Genomic DNA, 19,655 nt, shown 5'->3' with positions numbered 1-19,655 from the left:
TCCGCATGGGCTTCGAGACGCTGGTCGAGGCGGGTTACGAGCCCGAGATGGCCTATTTCGAGTGTCTGCATGAGGTGAAGCTGATCGTGGATCTGATCTACGAAGGCGGCATCGCCAACATGAACTATTCGATCTCGAACACGGCCGAATACGGCGAATATGTCTCGGGCCCGCGCATCCTGCCCTACGACGAGACCAAGAAGCGCATGAAAGAGGTGCTGAGCGACATCCAGACCGGCAAGTTCGTGCGCGACTTCATGCAGGAGAACGCCGTCGGTCAGCCGTCCTTCAAGGCGACGCGCCGGATCAACGACGAGCACCAGATCGAGGAAGTCGGCAAGAAGCTGCGCGGCATGATGCCGTGGATTTCCGCGGGCAAACTGGTCGATCAGGACAAGAACTGATGTCGGCGGCCAGGGGCGCGGCGCCTGCGCCCACCCTGGCCAGCTTTGCCATGATTGCCGCCCTGGGTGTCATCTGGGGCGGCTCTTTCATCATGACCGAACTGGCGCTGGAGGGCATCACGTCGATGTGGCTGGCGGCCTTCCGGCTGTTGCTGGCGACGCCCGTTCTGGCCGCGGCCTGGGCCTTCACGCGGCCGCATGGCGCCCCGCCCCCCGATATCGCCGCCCCGTCGCACGACGCACCACAGCCCGACAGGCGCGCGCGCTGGCCCTATCTGCTAGCCATCGGGCTGCTGAGCTCCGTGCTGCCGTTCAATCTGCTGGCCTGGGGGCAGCAGTCGGTCACCTCGGCCTTTGCGGGCGTGTCGATGGCAGGGGTGACGCTGTTCGTGCTGCCGCTGGCGCATTTCCTGGTCCCCGGAGAACGGATGACCCTGCGCCGCACGCTGGGCTTTCTGGTCGGGTTCGCGGGGGTCCTGCTGCTGCTGGGCGGCGGCCTGTTCGGCACCACGGGCGATCCGATGGAGCCGCTCGGCCGACTGGCGTGCATCGCGGCGACCCTGTGCTATGCGGTGGGCAGCATCCTGGTCAGGCTGTGCCCGCCGATCGCCCCGATCACGCTGACCTTCTGGCTGACCGGAATCGGGGCGGCGGCGGCGGCCGGTCTGGCGCTGCTGGTCGAGGGTGTGCCGCCGGTGCCGCCGCAGGGCGCGCTGCTGGCGGTTCTGTTCCTGGGCGCCTTTTCCACCGCCTTCGCCAACCTGCTGCGGGTCGTGGTGATCCGCAGCGCCGGGCCCACCTTCATGAGCCTGACGAATTACATGGTGCCCGCATGGTCGATGATCTTCGGCGCGGCGGTCCTGTCCGAACCGTTGCCGGGCAGCCTGTTCACGGCGCTGCTGCTGATCCTGTCGGGCCTGTTGATCAGCCAATGGTCCGCGTTGCGGCGCCTATCGCACAGCTTCCAGCGCTGAGACGACATTTTCCACCGCCTGCGCCATCAAAGCCTCATCCTCGCTTTCGACCATGACCCGGATCAACGGCTCGGTCCCCGACTTGCGAATCAGCAGGCGGCCGCTGCCGTTCAGACGGCCCTCCGCGTCGCTTATCGCCCTGCGCACCGCCCCGTCGGCCAGCGGCTCCTTGCCCGAGGCGAAGCGCACGTTGCGCAGCATCTGCGGGCAGCGGTCGAACTGACGGATCAGCGCGCTTGCGGGTTTTTCCGTGCGCACCATCTCGGCCAGGAATTGCAGGCCGGCGATCAGCCCGTCGCCGGTGGTGGCGTAGTCGGTCATCACGATGTGGCCCGATTGCTCGCCGCCCAGGTTATAGCCGCGGCGGCGCATCGTCTCGACCACATAGCGGTCGCCCACGGGCGTGCGCAGCAGCACGATCTGATTTTCGGCCAGATGGCGTTCCAGCCCGAGGTTCGACATCACCGTGGCAACCAGCGTGTGCCCCTTCAGCCGCCCCTCATCGGCCCAGCGCTTGGAGAAAAGCGCCATGATCTGATCGCCATCGGCCACGGCGCCGGTCTCGTCCAGGATCATCACCCGGTCGGCGTCGCCATCGAGGCAGATCCCCACATCGGCGCCATGTTCGCGCACCGCGGCGGCGGCGGCGGCGGTGTTGGTGGACCCGCAGCCGTCGTTGATGTTGTAGCCGTCGGGCGAGACGCCGATCGGAATCACCTCCGCGCCCAGTTCCCACAGGACCTCGGGCGCGGCACGGTAGGCGGCGCCGTTGGCGCAGTCGATCACCACTTTCAGCCCGTCCAGCCGCTTGTTCGACGGGAAGGTCGATTTCACCCGTTCCAGATAGCGCGCGCGGCCATCGTCGATGCGGCGGGCGCGGCCGATGTTCTCGGCGGCGGCCAGCTCGACCTCGCCCTCCAGGATGGCCTCGATCTCCAGCTCGGCGTCATCGCCCAGCTTGAAACCGTCGGGGCCGAAGAACTTGATGCCGTTGTCCTGATGCGGGTTATGGCTGGCCGAGATCATCACCCCCACATCGGCGCGCATCGAATGGGTCAGCAGACCCACGGCGGGCGTCGGCACCGGGCCAAGCAGCAACACGTTCATCCCGGTGGAGGTGAACCCCGCCGTCAACGCATTCTCGAACATATAGCCCGACAGCCGCGTGTCCTTGCCGATCACAACACGGTGGGCGGCAGATCCGTCGCGGCGAAAATACCGCCCCGCCGCTGCGCCGAGGCGCAGCGCAAGCTCCGGCGTCATGGGAAACCTGTTCGCCGTTCCGCGCACGCCGTCGGTCCCGAAAAATTTTCTGGTCATGAAATGTCACTCACTATCCCTGGACGGCCCGCCACAATGCGAGGGCCTGTCTTGTCTCGATCATATCATGGACCCGTAAAATCTGAACCCCCTGACGCGCCCCGTGAAGCGCCACGGCGAGCGAGCCGGGAACCCGGTCGGCAGCAACATCCGCTCCGCCGATGGTGCCGATGAACCGTTTGCGCGACGCCCCCAGCAGGATGACGCAGCCCAACGCGTGAAACAGGCTGAGATTGCGCAAAAGCGCCAGGTTATGGGCCTGCGTCTTGCCGAAGCCGATGCCGGGATCGACGATGATGCGGCTTCGGTCGACACCTGCGGCCACCGCATGATCCACGCGCTGCGCGAGGTAATCGAACACATCCAGCACCACGTCATCGTAACGGGGTGCCTTCTGCATGGTCTGCGGGTCGCCCTGCGCGTGCATCAGGCAGATCGGCGCCTGCGCCTCGGCGGCCAGCGCGGCCATATCGGGATCGAAGCTCAACGCCGAGACGTCGTTCAGGATCGTCGCACCCGCCGCCAGCGCGGCCTTCGCGACCGGCGCCTTGCGGGTGTCGATGGAAATCGGCACCTCCGCGAAACGCTCGCGCAGCGCGCGGATCACCGGCTCGGTGCGGTCGCGTTCCTGCGCCACGGCCACCTCGGCCGCGCCGGGGCGCGTACTTTCGCCGCCGATGTCCAGAATGTCGCCGCCCCCTTCGATCAGCCGGGAGGCGTGGTCAAGCGCGGCGGATCTGTCGAAATGCCGTCCGCCGTCGGAAAAGCTGTCGGGCGTCACGTTGAGGATGCCCATCAGACGCGGCGCGGACCAGTCGAGCCCCGCGAGCGGCGCGCGCGGGGCGCTCAGCCGTGCCAGCACCTCATCCGGCAGCCGATCGGCGGCCATCAGCCTGGGGGCGGCGTCGCGGCGCAGAACCTCGACGGTGTCGAACCACAGCCAGCCGCCGGCCAGGCCGTGCGCGCTGGCGGTGCGGTGCGCGTCGTCGCGCGGGACGGGACGGTAATAGTTGGTCATGCCGAAGGGTTTGCCGCGCAACCGGGGCTTTGGCAAGCGGCGCGTGGGGCGCTAGGGGTCCTGCGCGGGATCACGGCTTTCGACCGGCAGATCGCTGCCGCTTTCGGCGCCGGGCGCCGGCTGACCCAGCACGACCAGTTTCTGCGCATCCAGATGCCCTGCAAGCCACAGCGCCAGCCGCGCAGCGTCGCTGTCGGGCGCCGCGCGCGGGTGATCGACCGCGTCGAGCACGAATTTGGAGGGGGCCCAGACGGTCATCTGGCCATGTTTCATCGCCCAGTCCATTTCGGTCCGGGTCGCCACGACCACGCAGCGGCGATCCAGCGCCGCCAGCACCCAGGCATTCTGTTCGATCGCCAGCAGATCGATCCGGCGCTGCGCCTGCGCGTTGCGCGCGGCGGGCCGGGGGATGTCGGCTGGCCCCAGGCACAGGATGACCGGCACGCCCGTGGACTGGAAGTGATCCAGCCAGATGCCCAGACGATCGCCGTGGATCACGGCATTGGACAGAAAGACCACGACGGGATGGGGGTGCGCCGCGTCGCCGCCGCCCGTGCGCGCGGCATCGGCGCTGCGCTCGATCTCGACGCCCAGCGCACCGGGCCCGCGGTCGAGCTTCTCGATACGCACGAAGACGCGTGCGGCCTTCGGATCGGCCAGAATGTGATCGGCGATACGTTCGGCGAGTGTTTCCAGCAGGTTGAGCCTCTCTTCGCTCAACTCGGCTTCGATGGCATCGGTGATGGCGTCATAGCTGAGGATGCGGTCCACGTCGTCCGACAGCGGCCCCTGCTGCGGCTGGACCTCCACCACCACGTTAAAGCGGACGCGCTGGGTGGTTCCGCGCTCCGACTGGAATGCGCCGATCTCGACGGCGACCACGTAATCGCGCAGCGAGATCCGGTCGCGCTCCGCCGTGCCGGAGGCCAGCGCGCGCTCCGCCGGATGCGCAAAGGCCTGTCTGATGTCATCGCTCATGCCGCACCCCGCCCGTGTCCCGTCTTGCCGCGTGATAGCCGCTTGGCGCTGAAAAACCCAGCCCGAACCCGTCGGATGGCGGCGGTTCCGCGACGCGCCGTTGCCCCGGGGGCGTTGGAGCACCGAAGGCGAGGTCTTAGTTGCTCGCGACGCGAGAGGGCTGGCGGTAAAACAGATGCGCGCCCAGCTTGACGGTCTTGGTGAAGGACCGTGCCCATTTCGGATTGACGGCGGTGGTATGGTAATGCGTCGCGCCCTGCGTCAGCTTGCGCGGACCGCCCTTGAGCATCAGGTCGGCGATCTTGCCCAGCCGATTGTAGACCTTGCGGTTGTTGATGACCTCGGCCTTGCCGTCGCAGGTATAGCTGAACTGACAGGCGAATTTCCGGCCCGTGCCCTGGTTGACCACGCCGCAGACATTGTTGGGATAGCTGCTGCTGTCGACCCGGTTCAGAATCACCTCGGCCACGGCGAACTGGCCTTTGACCGGCTCTCCGCGCGCTTCGAAATAGAGCGCCTCGGTCAGGCAGCGCCAGCTGGCGCTTTTTTCCGGCTTCGGCAGCGTGGCAAGAAAGTCGCGATCATAGGAGATCTGGGTGAGCGGGCTGGCGCTCGAATCATCCTCTGCGGTAGGATGAGCCGTCCCGACAGCATGCGGAATGGCGGTGGAGCTTGCGTCAGGCTGGGAGATGACGGCGGTAGGATCGGTCGAGGTGCTGACCCGGGTATCAGCCTGTGCCTGAACAACGCCCAGGCACAAAAAAACACCGGCGGCAATCGCGGGAAAAGCGTGTCGCAAATTTCAAGATCCTTCGTTTGATGTACTGCTGAGGCGCGGTGGCTGCCCCGTCAGGCATTGGGACGTACCCAAGAAAAGCCGAGGGGTCTACCTATCCGCCACGGAACCGGCGATTCCACGCCCAAAGAGCGGATTCAATCAGTCAAAATCCGCCGGTCCACCAATTCTTAAGTGCTTGGTAATCCACTGAGAAATTGTCGCCCGGCCTTTTGGCGCCATTTCCGATATCGCAAGTTGCGCGGCCGCCAGCCGCGCCACCGGAACCCGGTATGCGGAACAGGACACATAGTCGAATCCCGCCGAGCGGCAGAAGGCAATCGATTCGGCGTTGCCGCCATGTTCTCCGCAGACCGAGAGGGTCAGGTCCTTGCGCACCGCACGCGCGCGTTCGGCCGCGATCAGCAGCAGCTCGCCCACCCCGTCGATATCGAGGGTATGGAACGGATCTTCGGGATAGACCCCCTGCTGCACATAGGTGCCCATGAACCGCCCCGCGTCGTCGCGCGACAGGCCATAGGTCATCTGGGTCAGATCGTTGGTGCCGAAGCTCAGGAAGCTGACATGATCGGCGATCTCGCCGGCGCGCAGCGCCGCGCGCGGCGTTTCCACCATGACCCCCAGCTGATAGCGGAAATCCACCCCACGATGCGTGCGGACCGCCGAGGCGGTGGCGTCGATCCGGCTTTTGACCAGTTCGACCTCGCGCCGGGCGCTGACGAGGGGGATCATGATCTCGGGTTCCACCGGATGGCCCTCGAGCGCCACATCGGCCGCCGCCTCGAAAATCGCGCGCGCCTGCATGTCGTAGATTTCGGGCACCGTGATTCCCAGGCGCACCCCGCGCATGCCCAGCATGGGATTGAACTCGCTCAGCGCCTCGACCCGGCGGGTGATTCGGCTGACCGGCAGATCCATCGCCTCGGCCAGCTGGCGCACGCCGTCGCGGGTCTTGGGCAGAAATTCGTTCAACGGCGGGTCGAACAGCCGGATGCAGACGGGCTTGCCTTGCATGATCTCGAACAATTGCCGGAAATCGCCGCGCTGCATCGGCATCAGCCGCTCGAGCGCGGCCTGCCGATCGGCGGAGGTGTCGGCGAAGATCATTTCGCGCATCACGGTCAGCCGGTCGGCATCGAAGAACATATGCTCGGTCCGGCACAGACCGATGCCCTGCGCGCCGAACCGGCTGGCCGTTTCCGCATCCGCGGGCGTATCGGAATTGGTCCTGATGCCGATGTCGCCCGCGTCTTCCGCCCATTCCATGAAGGTCTGGAACACCTCATCCAGCGCGGGCGGCAACATCACGACCTCTCCGGCCAGGGCCTCACCGGAAGAGCCGTTGATGGTGATCGTGTCGCCCTCGCGGAAACTGCGCCCGTCGCTGGTGGCCAGCGTCCTGTTGCGCGAATCGATCTGGAGCGATGACGCCCCGACCACGCAGGGAACCCCCAGACCGCGCGCGATTACCGCCGCATGGCTGGTGACGCCGCCACGTTCGGTCAGCACGGCCTTGGCCGCATGCATGCCGCGAATATCCTCGGGCGAGGTTTCGTGGCGCACCAATATGCACGCCTCGCCCTTGGCGGCGGCGGCCTGGGCGGCGCCTGCATTGAACACGATGCGGCCCGTCGCGGCGCCGGGGCTGGCGGCGATGCCGCGCGCGAAAACATCCGTCGCGCCGGATCTGTCCACCTGGGGATGCAGCAATTCGGCCAGCGCCTGCGGCTCCACCCGCATCAGGGCCTCTTCTCGCGGGATCACGCCGTCGCGGGCCAGGCTGACCGCCACCCGCACCGCCGCCCGCGACGAGCGCGGCACGCGCACCGCATCCAGGATGCGCAGATCGCCGTCCTCGACGGTGAATTCGATCTGCATTTCCTCGCGCAGGGCGGACCGCGCCCGCGCGCCATGCGCGATCAGCTCGGCGAAGGCCGCGGGGCAGCGCTCCTCCAGCGAGGGGCCGCGCGGGTCGCGGGTCAGATAGAGCGCGTCGCGATCGGTCAAAAGCCCGCCCCTGCCCTGGGCCTGGTTCTTGTAGCGTCCGGTGATCTGCGGCAGCCCGGTGACCGGGTCGATGAATTGCACCACGCCGGAGCCACATTCCCCGGTGCCCAGTCCCAGCGCCATGCGCTGCACCACCAGCCCCAGCGCCGCCTCGGGCGGGGCGCCCTTGGCCTGGCGCAACAGTCGCGCGGTTGTGCCTTCCCAGGCCCGCGCCATCGACCGCAGCACCGCGGTAAGCTGTTCGGAGGCCGATTCGGGGAACGGCTCCTCCATTTCCAGCTCATAGGTGTGTAGCGCGTCCTTCAACGTCTGGTCGTCGGCGAATTCCTCCTCGTCCAGGCGCGCGACCTCGACCGAGAAGGACTGCACGAAACGCAGGTACAGCTGGTTCGCGGCCTCCTGGCCCACGACAGTCGCGAGATGATCGCACATCTGCGCGTTCATGCCGATGTTCAGCAAGGTGCCCGGTCCGCCCCAGTCGGCGGTTTCCGCGCTGGGACGGACCGAGACCAGCGGAAATTCCCCGAAGCTGCGCAGGATCTCGGCGGTGTCGATGTCATGCCCGGCGGCGATGTCGCGCACCGCCTCGAACGGCAGCGCGACGGAGCGCGGCACCGGCATATCGAGGCGCACCAGCCGTTGCAGGCATTTGGCGCGCGCCCCGTGGCGGCGCACCTGAATGTCGGCCGTGGCCGTGATCTCGGAGAAGGCGAGTTTTTTCTGCACTGCGGCACCTTTTCGTGACGAGGGCAGCATAGGCCCTGCCCCCCAACTGGCAAGCCCGCCCGATACATCCGCCGGTACATCCGCCGATGCGCCGACCGGCAGCGTCCGCCCCTTCGCGCGCCTCAGCCCTCGATGCGGTTCAGATCGGCCACGTCGGAACAGATCGCCCGGATGCTGTGCAGCAGGTTCAGCCGGTTGCGCCGCAGGATCTGGCTTTCGGCATTGATCTGCACCGTCTCGAAAAAGGCGTCGATCGGTGCGCGCAGGCTGGCCATCGCCTGCATCGCGGTGGCGAAATCCTCGGCCCGCATCGCCGGTTCGATCCGCGCGCGGGCGGCGTCGAGCGCGGCGAAGAGCGCGCGCTCCTCCTCCGTCTCGGCCAGCTTGGGGTCCGCCCCGAAGGAATATTCGACACCGTCCTTTTCCTCCGCCTGGGTGAGGATGTTGTTGGCGCGCTTGAACCCCTGCAACAGGTTTTCGCCGTCATCGGATTTCAGCAGATCCGACAGCGCCTCCGCCCGCTTGACCAGCAGGGACAGATCGTCGTTGCCCGGCATCGCCAGCGAGGCGTCGATCACATCGTGCCGGATGCCCCGGTCGCGCAGGTAGACCTTGAGCCGGTCGTGGAAGAAGGCGAGCAGGTCGGCGGAATCCGCGTCCTGCCGGGAGGCGGCGAAGACTTGTTCAAGCCCCACCCTCAACCCGTTCTCCAGCACCAGCCGGATCACCCCCAGCGCGGCGCGGCGCAGGGCGAAAGGGTCCTTCGATCCCGTCGGCTTTTCATCAATCGCCCAGAAGCCGGTCAGCGTGTCGATCTTGTCGGCCAGCGCCACGGCGACCGAGACGGGCGCGGTAGGCACGGCGTCCGACGGACCGAGCGGCTGGTAATGTTCCTGCGCGGCGCGGGCGATATCCTCGCCCAGCCCTGCCTTTTCGGCGTAATAGCGCGCCATGACGCCCTGAAGCTCGGGGAATTCATAGACCATTTCGCTGGCCAGATCCGCATCCGCGCCGACCTGCGGCGCGATCTCGCGGGCCAGCGCGGCGATGCGGGCGATGCGGTCGGCCTGGCTGCCCAGCTTGTTGTGGAAGGTCACGGCGCCCAGCTTGTCCAGCCATTCGCCCATGCCTGCCTGCGCCACGCGCAGATCGTTTTCCCAGAAGAACTTGGCATCCGCCAGACGCGCGGCCAGCACCCGGCCGTTGCCCGCCAGGATCGTCGCGCCGTCGTCTGCGGTTTCGCGGTTGGCGACGGTGACGAATTTCTCGATCCGGCCGCTTTTCGGATTGCGCACGGAAAAGAATTTCTGGTGTTCGCGCATCGAGGTTTGCAGCACCTCGGGCGGCAGGTCCAGGAAATCGGCGCCGATCGCGCCCATCAGCACCACGGGCCATTCCACCAGCCCCGCGACCTCGGCCAGCAGGCCGCGATCCTCCACCGCCTCCAGCCCCTGGGCAAAGGCGGCGTTGGTGGCATCGGCCCAGATGTGATCCGCGCGCTCCTGCGGGTTCAGCACCACCTTGGCGCGTTTCAGCCGGGCGGCATAGTCGTCGAAGGACATCACCGCAAAGCCATCCGGCGCCATGAAGCGGTGCCCGCGCGTGCTGTCGCCCGCCGCGATGCCGTCGATCTCGAAGGGCACGACCTGCGCGCCGCCCTCATCATAGGTGATGCACAGGATCGAGTGCAGCGGCCGCACCCAGCGCAGGCTGCCCGCGCCCCAGCGCATCGACTTGGGCCAGGGAAAGCTGCGCACCGTGGCGGTAACGACCTCGGCCACGATCTCGGGCGCGGGGCGGCCGGGTTTCTCGATGGTGGCGAACCAGACCTGGCCTTTCTTGTCGTCGCGGGCCTCCAGCCGGTCGCGGGTCAGCCCGGTGGCGCGCAGGAACCCCTCCAGCGCCTTTTCGGGGGCATCCACGCGCGGGCCCTTGCGCTCCTCTCGCTGGGTGGGGCTTTCGGCCAGCATCCCCTCGATCGTCAGGGTCAGCCTGCGCGGCGTGGAAAACGCGGCGGCGGCGGCATAGGTCAGACCGGCCTCGACCAGGCCATTCGTGACCAGGCGTTTCAGATCGTCGGCCGCGCGGGCCTGCATCCGGGCGGGGATTTCCTCGGAAAACAGTTCCAGCAGAAGATCGGGCATGAAGGGTCAGTCCTGATATTTTTCGTTCAACTGATGCCAGGCATAGGCCCGGCCATCGGGAAAGACGGCGATCACGCGATCCACGCCGTCGGCTATGTTGCGTTCGCCCAGAAAGGCGGTGGCCTCGCCCGCCTCCAGCGCCTCGCCGACGGTGCGGGCGTCGTAGCAATCGAACCAGCCCGGCCCGTTCAGCGGCGTGGGATCCGCCATCGGCTTGTAGCGCGACGACAGCTCGGCGATGGTTTGCTCGACCTTGAAGCAGCCGCGGAACCGCAGCGGCGAGCTGTTGGCGTCGATGCCCTGAAAATCGGTGATCTCGATCAGCTCGGCCGGGGCGTCGTTGATCGGCGTCATGCGGATTTCCGCGGTGTCGAGCCGGTCGTAGAAGCCGTAGACCTGCGCGTACCAGACGCCCACGGCGGTCAGAACGCCCGCGACAACGATGACGAGTGCTGCTGTTCTTCCGGTCATGGGTCTATTTCCGCCTTGGGTTGAAAGGGGCGCCGCGAAGGGGCGGTGCGGTCGGGACAAGGACGTGGCATACAGCAGTCCGCGGCCTTGCGACAGGGCGCTCGGCGCCCGGATATGGTATCACGCGGCCTGGCCGCCCGTATGCCCGCCGGGCGGATGGCCGGGCTGGCCGTCCGGCGCGTACCCGCCGGCCTCGGTCAGCAGGAAAGCGTCGGCGCACAGCTTGGCCTGCGCCCGCACCCGTCCGATATAGGCCTGCCGCTCGGTCACCGAAATGACGCCGCGCGCATCCAGCAGGTTGAACAGATGGCTGGCCTTGATGCATTGGTCATAGGCGGGCTGTGCCATGACGATGCGCCGGCCGGTCTTGGGGTCGATCTCGGGCTGATCGAGGATCGCGGCGCATTCGGCCTCGGCGTCCTCGAAGTGGCGCTTGAGCATCGCGGTGTCGGCCACGTCGAAATTCCAGCGCGCATATTGCGCCTCCGCCTCGCGGAAGACATCGCCATAGCTCAGCGGGATCGGCGCATCGGGGTCGTTGAAGGGCATCGCGTTGCCGTCGTCATGACCCAGCACATACATCGCCAGCCGTTCCAGCCCATAGGTCAGCTCGCCCGCGACGGGCTTGCAGTCGTGGCCGCCCACCTGCTGGAAATAGGTGAACTGGCTAACCTCCATGCCGTCGCACCAGACCTCCCATCCCAGCCCCCAGGCGCCCAGCGTCGGGCTTTCCCAGTCGTCCTCGACGAAGCGGATGTCGTGCAGATCCATGTCGATGCCGATGGCCTCGAGCGAACCCAGATAGATCGCCTGGAAATCGGGGGGCGAGGGCTTCACCAGCACCTGGAACTGATAATAATGCTGCCAGCGGTTCGGGCTGTCGCCATAACGCCCGTCGGTGGGCCGGCGCGAGGGCTGGACATAGGCCGCGGCCCAGGGGCGGCTGCCCAGCGAACGCAGCGTGGTGGCGGGGTGGAAGGTGCCCGCGCCCACCTCCATGTCGTAGGGTTGCAGGATCGCGCAGCCCTGCGCCGCCCAATAGTCCTGTAGGCGCAGGATGATTTCCTGAAAGCTGCGGGGTCTGGGCTGGCGTGCGGTCATTGTCTGTCCCTTGGAAGGCGCGTTCTGCATAGGCAACAGCGAAACGGGGGTCAATCGCGGCACGCGGATATTTGACGTGCCCTCCGCGGGCGGATTGGATAAGAAGCGCCGACAGAAAAGCAGGTGTGGCAGAGATACAGGGGTTTATCCGTATGGATCGATTTTTCGCAGCCGTTTTCGGCGCCTTTTTCCTTGTGTTCGGAATGGTCGGAACGGCGCAGGCCCAGCAACAGGCCTGGGTCCAGATCGAGGCGCGGCCAAACCTCACGTTGGCGCGCGAGCGCGCGCAGACCTACGCCGCCCGGCTGCCCGATGTCACCGGCTACGCGATTCGCGGCGGATGGTACGGGGTGATGCTGGGCCCCTACCCGGTGGCCGAAGCCCGCCGCCTGCGCCGCGAGCTGCGCGCGGCGGGACGCATCCCCGCCGACAGTTTCGTCACCGACGGTCAACAGTTCCGTCGGCAATACTGGCCCGATGCCACCACGGCCGCCCCCGATCAGACACAGGCCCCCTCTCAGATCACGGCTCAGACCACGGCTCAGAACGGCGTTGACAACCTGGTGGTCACCCGGCCGCTGCCCCCCGCGCCCGAGGCGGAACCGGCCCCGGCCGCCGATGCAACCGCCGGGGCAACCGCCGGGGCGGAAGCGTCCGGCGCCGCCCCTGGCGCGGATCGCGCGCCGCTTCCGCCGCGCCCCCAGACCCTTGCCGAGGCCCGCGCCGCCGAGGCGCAGCTGAGCGAACAGGACCGCAAGGACCTGCAAGTGGCACTGCAATGGGAAGGCTTCTACAATTCCGCGATCGATGGCGATTTCGGCGTCGGAACGCGCGGCGCGATGAGCGCCTATCAAAGCGCGCGCGGCTATGAGCCCACCGGCGTGTTGACCACCGCGCAGCGGCTGGAACTTCTGGACGGCTACACCAGCGTCTTTGCCGCGCTCGGGCTGAAACTGGTCGCCGACGAGAAAGCCGGAATCCAGCTCGAGCTGCCGACATCGCTGGTCGACTTCGCCCGCTACGAGCCGCCTTTCGCGCATTACGAGCCCACGACCGAGCGCGCGGTGCGGGTGCTGCTGATATCCCAGACCGGCGACCGCGACACGCTGGCGGGTCTTTACAACATCATGCAGACGCTGAAGATCGTGCCGGTGGACGGCGACCGTACGCTCGACAACGACAGCTTCGTGCTGACGGGACAGAACGAGACGCTGCATTCCTACACATGGGCGCGGCTGCGCGACGGGCGGATCAAGGGCTTTACCCTGATCTACCCGCCCGCCGAGGCCAAGCTGATGACGGCCGTTGCCGAAGGGATGCGCGCGAGCTTCAGCGAATCGAGCGCGGCGACACTGGACCCGGCGTCCGGGGCGGGCGCGGGCTCCGAGCAGAAGATCGACCTGATCGCGGGCCTCAAGATCCGCCGCCCGCAGATCTCCGCCTCGGGGTTCTACGTCGATGCCAAGGGCACCATCGTGACCTCGCTGAGCACGGTGAAACAATGCTCGCGCATTACCATCGACGACAGCGTCGATGCCGACATCAGCCAGTCCGACCCCGATCTGGGGCTTGCCGTGCTGCGCCCACGCCAAAGCCTGGTGCCCGCCTCCTTCGCCACGTTCAGCAGCGTCAGCCCGGCGCTCGGCGCCGAGGTGGCGGTGTCGGGCTTTTCCTATAACGGCGTGCTGGGCGCACCCACGCTGACCTTCGGGTCGCTGGCCGAGCTTCAGGGGCTGGACGGGCAATCGGATCGCCAGCGGCTGAGCGTTCCCGCGAAATCAGGCGACGCGGGCGGGCCGGTCTTCGACCAGGGGGGCGCGGTCATCGGGATGTTGCTGCCGGGCCAAGACGACGCCCGGCAACTGCCCCAGGACGTGTTTTTCGCCGCCAAGGCCGACGCGATCGAGCGCGTGATCGCAGGCGGCGGCCAGACCGTGCGCAAGGATGCGCAGATCGGCATCATGGCACCGGAGGATCTGACCCTGCTGGCGGCCGACATGACGGTGCTGGTCAGCTGCTGGAACTGATCTGAGGCGGGACGCGCGCGCTGAGCGGTGCGCGCGTCGAGCACGGACCCCTGCCGCGCATCCCGCCCCGCGGCCCGCTGTGGCGGGGCCCGCTGGGACGGCGGGGGGCGGGGCGCATCAGTCTCAGGTACGCCAGAATTTCACCGTCAGAATGGCATAGACGGCCATCAGCTCCAGCCGCCCGATCAGCATTCCGATCGCCAGCAGCCATTTTGCCGTGTCGTCCAGCCCGCCGAAATTGCCCGCCGGGCCGATCTTGTCGCCCAGCCCCGGCCCCACGTTGGCCAGCGCGGTGGCGGCGCCGGACACGGCGGTGATGAAATCGAGCCCGGTCATGCCGAGCAAAACCGCCAGCACCCCCAGCGACACGATGAACAGCACGAAGAACGCCATCACCGAGGACAGCACATCGTCGTGAATGGGCTGGCCATCGTACCGGGGGATGAAGATGCCGTGCGGCGAATGGATGCGCCGCATCTGCGCGCGGATCGACTTGAACAGCAGCTGATAGCGGAACACCTTGACCGAACAGGCGGTCGAGCCCGCGCAGCCGCCGATCAGCCCGACGAAGAAGATCACCACGACCACCACATTGCCCCAACCCATGTAGTCGTCCAGCGCATAGCCGGTGCCGGTGATGATCGTCACGATGGTGAACAGCGTCGCGCGCAGCGCATAGGGGCCGCGGAAATCCTGCACGATCACCAGATAGAGCGCGATCGCCGCCACCACCGACGCGATGACCATGAGGAACGCCCGGACCTGGCTGTCGTGCAGCAGCGGCCGCGAACTGCCGTTGAGCAGCTGCACGTAGCGCACGAAAGGCAGCGCCGCCAGGATCATGAAGACCGTCGCGGCATAGGAAAGCGACGGCCCGAACGCCCCGAAGGAGCTGTCGTAGTTCCCGAAGCCGCCGGTCGACAGCGTCGTCAGCGCGTGCACGACCGCGTCGAACGGGTCCATCCCGAGCATCAGATAGGTCATGGCGCACAGGAAGGTCAGCCCGACGTAGATGATGGTGATCTTCGACGCGATTTCCGCCGCCCGCGGCAGCACCTTGCCCGAGGTGTCGAACGCCTCGCTGCGGAAAATCTGCATGCCGCCGATCTTGAGCTCGGGCAGGAAGACCATCGCCACCACGATGATGCCGATACCGCCGAACCACTGCGTCAGCCCACGCCACAACAGCAGGCCGCGCGGCAGCTTTTCCAGCCCGCTGAACACGGTGGAGCCGGTGGTCGTCAGGCCCGACATGGCCTCGAAGAAGCTGTCGGTGAAGCTCGCCTGCGTCGCGCCCAGCATGAAGGGCAAGGCGCCGAAGACGGGCAACATCAGCCAGACGCCCGTGGTGATCAGAAAGGTCTGTTGCAGGTTCAGCCGTCCGCTCAGCCCGTTGGAACAGGCCAGCGCCATCAACCCGCCGCACAGCAACGTGAAAAGCGCCGATTTGAGAAAGGCGTCCCAGTGCCCGTTGCCCGTGAACAGGTCAAGCGCGAGCGGAATGAGCATCGACGCGCCCAGCGCGGCAATGAGAAGACCGATCACATAACCGACGGGGCGCAGGTCGAACATGGCCGACAGGGATGGCCGCGCCGCCGTCGAGTGTCAAGCGGCCTTGGCCGCCCCGGTGTCATCTCTCCTGGCTGGCGCAGCGCCGTCAGCCCCGCCGGTCAGCGAACACGGTCAACGAACGCGGTCAGCCGATGTGGAAGAGCGTGTTGAAGAGCTTGGGGTCCAGACTGTCGGATTCGAACGTCGGCCCATGCGTCAGCACGCTGACCGCATCGTGGCTGTGCAGGCTTTCCTGATGGCTGGCCACGACGCGGAAATCGCGGATGCGCGCATCGGCCAGCAATTGTTCGCAGAACAGCCGCGCCGCATCCTCGACGAAGATCGGGTTGGCGGCGTTCAGCTCGGCAAAGGCCTGTTCGTCCTCGCGCTTGACCATCACCTGCGTCTCGGTCGGCACCGCGGCGCGGCAGATGTCGATCAGATCCTCGAACCACAGGCAATCGGCCTCGGGGTCCACATCAACGGACACCCGTGCCACCGAGCGCTGCGAATGCGGCGTGGCCAGCTGGCCGCGGAACTGGCGCGCGTGTTCGCTGAGTTCCAGCGAACAGGGGCAGGTCGAGGAATAGACATAGTCGAGATGCACGAACTTGCGCCGCTCGCCCGCGATATCCACCACCTCCAGCGCCAGGTCGTAATACTGGAACCCCTCGAGCCCGGACCGCAGGCTGCGCACCTTGGTGGGAAAGGAAAACCGCATCTGGATGCGCGCGTCGAAACTGTCGAGATCGGTCTTGTAGTCGTCCAGCGCCGATTCCATCACCTCGAAGGAGAAGGTTTCCTCCGACCGGCGATAGAAACTGCGCATGATGCGCGACATGTTGATGCCCTTCTTCTCGGCCTCCAGGCTGACGGTGCCGGTGACCGAGGTTTCAAGCGTCAGGTCGTCGCCGTCGCGGGTGTGAAACCGGATCGGCAGGCGAAAGTTCGAGATCCCCACATGCTGGATCATCTGCCGCGCGCCGCGGATCAGCGAGGCGGGCCCGTTTTGCAGATCGGGCAGCGAGCGGCGGTAATCGGCGTCGGCCTCGAATTCCTCGGGGTAGGCGCGGGCCAGGGCGGGATAGTTCGACACCTCCTGCCCCGGGATCAGGCGCGACACCAGCGGGTCGAGCTCGGCCACTTCCTCGGGCGCGACACGGTCCGCCCACTCGCGCAGGACCGCGAGCGCGCGCGCCGCGTCGTCGCGGCTGGGCTGCTGCTTGATGGAACGGCTGTGTAAAGTCATGGCGACCTCCGTGGTTCCCACTCCTTATGTGGGCAAGCCCCCCCACCTGTCCAACCTTGATTCGGACATTTTATGCGCCGGATCCGCCCTGGGACGCGTCTGCCGCCGCCACGGCGCCCTGGATATCGGCCAGCAGATCGTCGGCGTCTTCCAGGCCGATGCTGATGCGCACCAGCCCGTCGGTGATCCCCAGTTCCGCGCGCAGCTCGGGCGCAAGGCGTTGGTGGGTCGTGGTCGCGGGGTGTGTCACCAGCGACTTGCTATCGCCCAGGTTGTTGGAAATGCCGATGATTTCCAAGGCGTTGAGAAAGCGGAACGCGGCCTGCTTGCCGCCTGCCAGATCCAGCGCGATCACGGTGCCGCCCGCGCTCATCTGCGCGCGGGACAGCGCGTATTCGGGGTGCGACGGCAGATGCGGATAAATCACCCGGGCCAGCCCGGCCTGCCCTTCCAGCCTCTCGGCGATCTTCAGCGCACTGGCCGATTGCGCCGTAACACGCAATTCCAGCGTTTCCAGCCCCTTCAGCATCACCCAGGCGTTGAACGGGCTGAGCGCGCCGCCGGTGTGCTTGAGGTAGGGCTCCACCGTGCCGCGGATGAAATCGCGTGTGCCCAGGATCACGCCGCCCAGACAGCGCCCCTGCCCGTCGATGTGCTTGGTCGCGGAATAGACCACGACATCGGCCCCCAGATCCAGCGACCGCTGCAACACCGGCGTGGCAAAGACATTGTCGACGACCACCGTCGCGCCGACCGCATGGGCCATGTCGCAGACGGCCTTGAGGTCGATGACCTCCAGCGTGGGGTTCGACACGCCCTCCAGGAAGACGGCTTTGGTGTCGGGGCGCAGCGCGGCCTTCCAGGCGTCCAGATCGCGCCCGTCGACAAAGGTCACCTCCACGCCGAAGCGGGTCAGAACCTCGTCGAGGATATAAAGGCACGACCCGAAGAGCGCGCGCGAGGACACCACATGATCGCCCGCGCGCAGCATCGACACCAGCGCGCCGTTGACCGCCGCCATGCCCGAGGCGGTGGCGAATGCGTCCTCTGCCCCTTCGATCGCGGCGATGCGTTCTTCGAACATGCGCACGGTCGGGTTGCCGTAGCGGGCATAGATGAATTCATCCTCGCCCGATTTGACGAAGCGCGCCTCGGCCTGTTCGGCGCTGTCGTAGATGAAGCCCTGCGTCAGAAAGATGGCCTCCGACGTCTCGCCGTACTGGCTGCGCCGCACGCCCGCATGGACTGCCTTGGTCCGCTGTTTCCAATCCGCGTTCATAATGCCCCTTTCGCGCCCTGTGGCGCCCAAAGAAAAACCCCCACGCCGGGAAAGCGTCGGGGGCTTGCAGTCCTCGACCTTTTTAGCGGAATGTTTAACGTGGCCCGCAATCCGGCACAAATCACCACACTGCACGGCGTAGACCCAAGCCGCCGCAAGGTCAAGCGCGGCGAGAAACGCCTTGCCCCCGGCGTATCATGGGCCATTCTGGCGCGAGGCGACAAAAGGAACCGCAATGTCCGATCCCATCGATTTCTATTATTGGCCCACGCCCAACGGCTGGAAAATCTCCATCGCGCTGGAGGAGATGGGCCTGCCCTACAAGCTGCATCTGGTCGACATCAGCAAGGGCGATCAGCACAAGCCCGAATTCCTGAAACTCTCGCCCAACAACCGGATGCCCGCCATCACCGACCCCGACGGCCCCGACGGCGCGCCGATCTCGATCTTTGAGTCGGGCGCGATCCTGCAATATCTGGCGCGCAAGACCGGCTCCTTCTGCGGCGAGACCGAGCGCGAGCGCATCGAGGTCGACCAATGGCTGATGTGGCAGATGGGCGGCGTCGGCCCGATGGCCGGACAGGCGCATCATTTCCTGAAATACGCCCCCCGGATGGACCCGCCGCAGGACCTGCCCTACGCCAAGGACCGTTACCGCAACGAGGTCGCGCGGCTTTACGGGGTGCTGGACCGCAGGCTGGCCGACCGCGATTTCGTCGCGGGGCACTTCTATTCCATCGCGGATATGGCGATCTGGCCCTGGGCCTCGCTTTGGGAGGGTCAGCAGCAGAGGATCGGGGATCTGCCCAACATGGCCAAATGGCTGGACCGCGTCGGCAACCGCCCGGCCGTGCAGAAGGGGCAGCAGCTGGAACTGGCGCGCCGCGAAGCGTTGAACCGCGATACCGAGGCGCAGAAGGGCATGTTCAAGAAGGGCTGAGCCCGCCGCGCCCCCCCCGCTGTGGCGGGCGGGCAGGAGCTCGGCGCAGGCGCTTTCGCGGCAGGCTCAACGCTTGTCGCGCTCAATTCCGTATTTCTGAAACAGCTTGCCCTGCGACATGAAAAAGGCGAACAGCGCCGCCGTCAGGCCGAAGGTCTTGAAATTCACCCAGGCGTCGGTGCTCATCGTGCGCCAGACGATTTCGTTCGTCACCGCAAGCGCGACAAAGAAAAGCGTCAGCCGGCGGGTCAGCTTCATCCAGCCTTCCCGTTCCAGCGGCATGACCTCCTCCATCACGTGACGCAGGTAGGATTCGCCGCGCAGCAGGCCAAAGCCCAGCACGCCCGCGAACAGCGCGTAGATCATCGTGGGCTTCATCTTGAAGAAGCGGTCATCGTTCAGCCAGACGGACAGGCCTCCGAACACCACCACCAGCACGGCGGTGACGATCTGCATCTTCGACAGCTTGCCCGTCAGCCACCACAGCAGGCCGGTGGACAGCAGGATCAGCGGCACGAACAGCGCGGTGACGATTATGAACCCGTCGTACTCGGTGCCGCCGATGGTGAAGCTGCGGTCGCGCACCTGTAGATAGCCGATGAAAAACAGGATGACCGGGCCGATTTCCAGCGCCAGCTTCACCGCCGGGTTCAGTTTCTTTTCAGCCATG

The 19,655-nt window shown here is 66.5% G+C and carries 15 protein-coding genes, 1 pseudogene and 1 riboswitch; of the genes and pseudogenes, 4 read left to right on the top strand and 12 right to left on the bottom strand.

Annotated features, from left to right (window positions below):
• Both ACU0BR_RS01445 and ACU0BR_RS01440 read left to right on the top strand, forming a co-directional pair.
• A pseudogene (locus tag ACU0BR_RS01445) lies at positions 1-404 on the top strand (ketol-acid reductoisomerase); the annotation flags it as partial.
• Positions 404-1,378, top strand: a complete 975-nt coding sequence (locus ACU0BR_RS01440; RefSeq protein WP_446155055.1) for a DMT family transporter — start codon at positions 404-406, stop codon at positions 1,376-1,378. The pseudogene ACU0BR_RS01445 and the gene ACU0BR_RS01440, both read left to right, overlap by 1 nt.
• Here the strand turns inward: ACU0BR_RS01440 and glmM are convergent.
• The 8 genes from glmM to ACU0BR_RS01400 form a co-directional block, all read right to left on the bottom strand.
• Positions 1,355-2,698 (bottom strand): phosphoglucosamine mutase, encoded by a 1,344-nt coding sequence (gene glmM / locus ACU0BR_RS01435; protein WP_446155054.1) that lies wholly within the window; start codon positions 2,696-2,698, stop codon positions 1,355-1,357. The genes ACU0BR_RS01440 and glmM overlap by 24 nt on opposite strands.
• A 13-nt stretch (positions 2,699-2,711) precedes the next feature.
• Entirely contained in the window at positions 2,712-3,716 is a 1,005-nt protein-coding gene (gene folP / locus ACU0BR_RS01430; RefSeq protein ID WP_446155053.1) for a dihydropteroate synthase, read from the bottom strand.
• A gap of 51 nt (positions 3,717-3,767) precedes the next feature.
• Complete coding sequence (locus ACU0BR_RS01425) at positions 3,768-4,694, bottom strand: dihydroneopterin aldolase (RefSeq protein ID WP_446155052.1); 927 nt, start codon at positions 4,692-4,694, stop codon at positions 3,768-3,770.
• 136 nt (positions 4,695-4,830) lie between these two features.
• Positions 4,831-5,493, bottom strand: a complete 663-nt coding sequence (locus ACU0BR_RS01420; RefSeq protein ID WP_446155051.1) for a cell wall hydrolase — start codon at positions 5,491-5,493, stop codon at positions 4,831-4,833.
• A 138-nt stretch (positions 5,494-5,631) separates the two neighbouring features.
• Positions 5,632-8,253, bottom strand: a complete 2,622-nt coding sequence (locus ACU0BR_RS01415; protein WP_446155050.1) for a putative PEP-binding protein — start codon at positions 8,251-8,253, stop codon at positions 5,632-5,634.
• 92 nt (positions 8,254-8,345) lie between these two features.
• A complete protein-coding gene (gene glyS / locus ACU0BR_RS01410; protein WP_446155049.1) occupies positions 8,346-10,367 on the bottom strand; it encodes a glycine--tRNA ligase subunit beta in 2,022 nt (673 codons plus the stop codon).
• Positions 10,368-10,373: 6 nt separating this feature from the next.
• On the bottom strand, positions 10,374-10,838 hold the full coding sequence (locus tag ACU0BR_RS01405; RefSeq protein ID WP_446155048.1) for a DUF6446 family protein: 465 nt from the start codon (positions 10,836-10,838) through the stop codon (positions 10,374-10,376).
• Between the two features lie 120 nt (positions 10,839-10,958).
• A complete protein-coding gene (locus ACU0BR_RS01400; RefSeq protein WP_446155047.1) occupies positions 10,959-11,939 on the bottom strand; it encodes a glycine--tRNA ligase subunit alpha in 981 nt (326 codons plus the stop codon).
• 152 nt (positions 11,940-12,091) lie between these two features.
• Between ACU0BR_RS01400 and ACU0BR_RS01395 the strand changes: the two genes are divergently transcribed.
• Positions 12,092-13,966 carry a serine protease gene (locus ACU0BR_RS01395; RefSeq protein ID WP_446155046.1) on the top strand — a complete coding sequence of 625 codons (1,875 nt, stop codon included), beginning with the start codon at positions 12,092-12,094 and terminating at the stop codon, positions 13,964-13,966.
• Positions 13,967-14,089: 123 nt separating this feature from the next.
• Here ACU0BR_RS01395 and ACU0BR_RS01390 read toward each other — a convergent pair whose 3' ends face one another.
• The 3 genes from ACU0BR_RS01390 to metZ all read right to left on the bottom strand — a co-directional run bounded on the left by ACU0BR_RS01390 (position 14,090) and on the right by metZ (position 18,045).
• Entirely contained in the window at positions 14,090-15,538 is a 1,449-nt protein-coding gene (locus ACU0BR_RS01390; protein ID WP_446155045.1) for a TrkH family potassium uptake protein, read from the bottom strand.
• A gap of 124 nt (positions 15,539-15,662) precedes the next feature.
• Entirely contained in the window at positions 15,663-16,766 is a 1,104-nt protein-coding gene (gene folE2, locus ACU0BR_RS01385) for a GTP cyclohydrolase FolE2 (protein WP_446155044.1), read from the bottom strand.
• Positions 16,767-16,836: 70 nt separating this feature from the next.
• Positions 16,837-18,045, bottom strand: a complete 1,209-nt coding sequence (gene metZ, locus ACU0BR_RS01380) for an O-succinylhomoserine sulfhydrylase (protein WP_446155043.1) — start codon at positions 18,043-18,045, stop codon at positions 16,837-16,839.
• A 61-nt stretch (positions 18,046-18,106) separates the two neighbouring features.
• Positions 18,107-18,183: riboswitch (SAM riboswitch) on the bottom strand.
• Positions 18,184-18,280: 97 nt separating this feature from the next.
• On the opposite strand from metZ, the gene ACU0BR_RS01375 reads away from it, so the two are divergent.
• Complete coding sequence (locus tag ACU0BR_RS01375; protein WP_446155042.1) at positions 18,281-18,985, top strand: glutathione S-transferase N-terminal domain-containing protein; 705 nt, start codon at positions 18,281-18,283, stop codon at positions 18,983-18,985.
• 66 nt (positions 18,986-19,051) lie between these two features.
• On the opposite strand, the gene ACU0BR_RS01370 is transcribed toward ACU0BR_RS01375, so the two are convergent.
• Positions 19,052-19,654 carry an inner membrane-spanning protein YciB gene (locus ACU0BR_RS01370; protein WP_446155041.1) on the bottom strand — a complete coding sequence of 201 codons (603 nt, stop codon included), beginning with the start codon at positions 19,652-19,654 and terminating at the stop codon, positions 19,052-19,054.
• Position 19,655 lies beyond the last annotated feature (1 nt).

Source organism: Brevirhabdus sp., from assembly GCF_052826345.1.
The sequence above is the reverse complement of the archived record's forward strand: the minus strand, read 5'-3'. Positions and strand labels throughout refer to the sequence as shown.

What these genes read in the sequence shown, in the direction of transcription:
- ACU0BR_RS01440 (WP_446155055.1), top strand. Translation starts at nt 404, where the DNA reads ATGTCGGCGGCCAGGGGCGCGGCGCCTGCGCCCACCCTGGCCAGCTTT.
- glmM (WP_446155054.1), bottom strand. Translation starts at nt 2,698, where the DNA reads ATGACCAGAAAATTTTTCGGGACCGACGGCGTGCGCGGAACGGCGAAC.
- folP (WP_446155053.1), bottom strand. Translation starts at nt 3,716, where the DNA reads ATGACCAACTATTACCGTCCCGTCCCGCGCGACGACGCGCACCGCACC.
- ACU0BR_RS01425 (WP_446155052.1), bottom strand. Translation starts at nt 4,694, where the DNA reads ATGAGCGATGACATCAGACAGGCCTTTGCGCATCCGGCGGAGCGCGCG.
- ACU0BR_RS01415 (WP_446155050.1), bottom strand. Translation starts at nt 8,253, where the DNA reads ATGCTGCCCTCGTCACGAAAAGGTGCCGCAGTGCAGAAAAAACTCGCC.
- glyS (WP_446155049.1), bottom strand. Translation starts at nt 10,367, where the DNA reads ATGCCCGATCTTCTGCTGGAACTGTTTTCCGAGGAAATCCCCGCCCGG.
- ACU0BR_RS01405 (WP_446155048.1), bottom strand. Translation starts at nt 10,838, where the DNA reads ATGACCGGAAGAACAGCAGCACTCGTCATCGTTGTCGCGGGCGTTCTG.
- ACU0BR_RS01400 (WP_446155047.1), bottom strand. Translation starts at nt 11,939, where the DNA reads ATGACCGCACGCCAGCCCAGACCCCGCAGCTTTCAGGAAATCATCCTG.
- ACU0BR_RS01395 (WP_446155046.1), top strand. Translation starts at nt 12,092, where the DNA reads ATGGATCGATTTTTCGCAGCCGTTTTCGGCGCCTTTTTCCTTGTGTTC.
- ACU0BR_RS01390 (WP_446155045.1), bottom strand. Translation starts at nt 15,538, where the DNA reads ATGTTCGACCTGCGCCCCGTCGGTTATGTGATCGGTCTTCTCATTGCC.
- folE2 (WP_446155044.1), bottom strand. Translation starts at nt 16,766, where the DNA reads ATGACTTTACACAGCCGTTCCATCAAGCAGCAGCCCAGCCGCGACGAC.
- metZ (WP_446155043.1), bottom strand. Translation starts at nt 18,045, where the DNA reads ATGAACGCGGATTGGAAACAGCGGACCAAGGCAGTCCATGCGGGCGTG.
- ACU0BR_RS01375 (WP_446155042.1), top strand. Translation starts at nt 18,281, where the DNA reads ATGTCCGATCCCATCGATTTCTATTATTGGCCCACGCCCAACGGCTGG.
- ACU0BR_RS01370 (WP_446155041.1), bottom strand. Translation starts at nt 19,654, where the DNA reads ATGGCTGAAAAGAAACTGAACCCGGCGGTGAAGCTGGCGCTGGAAATC.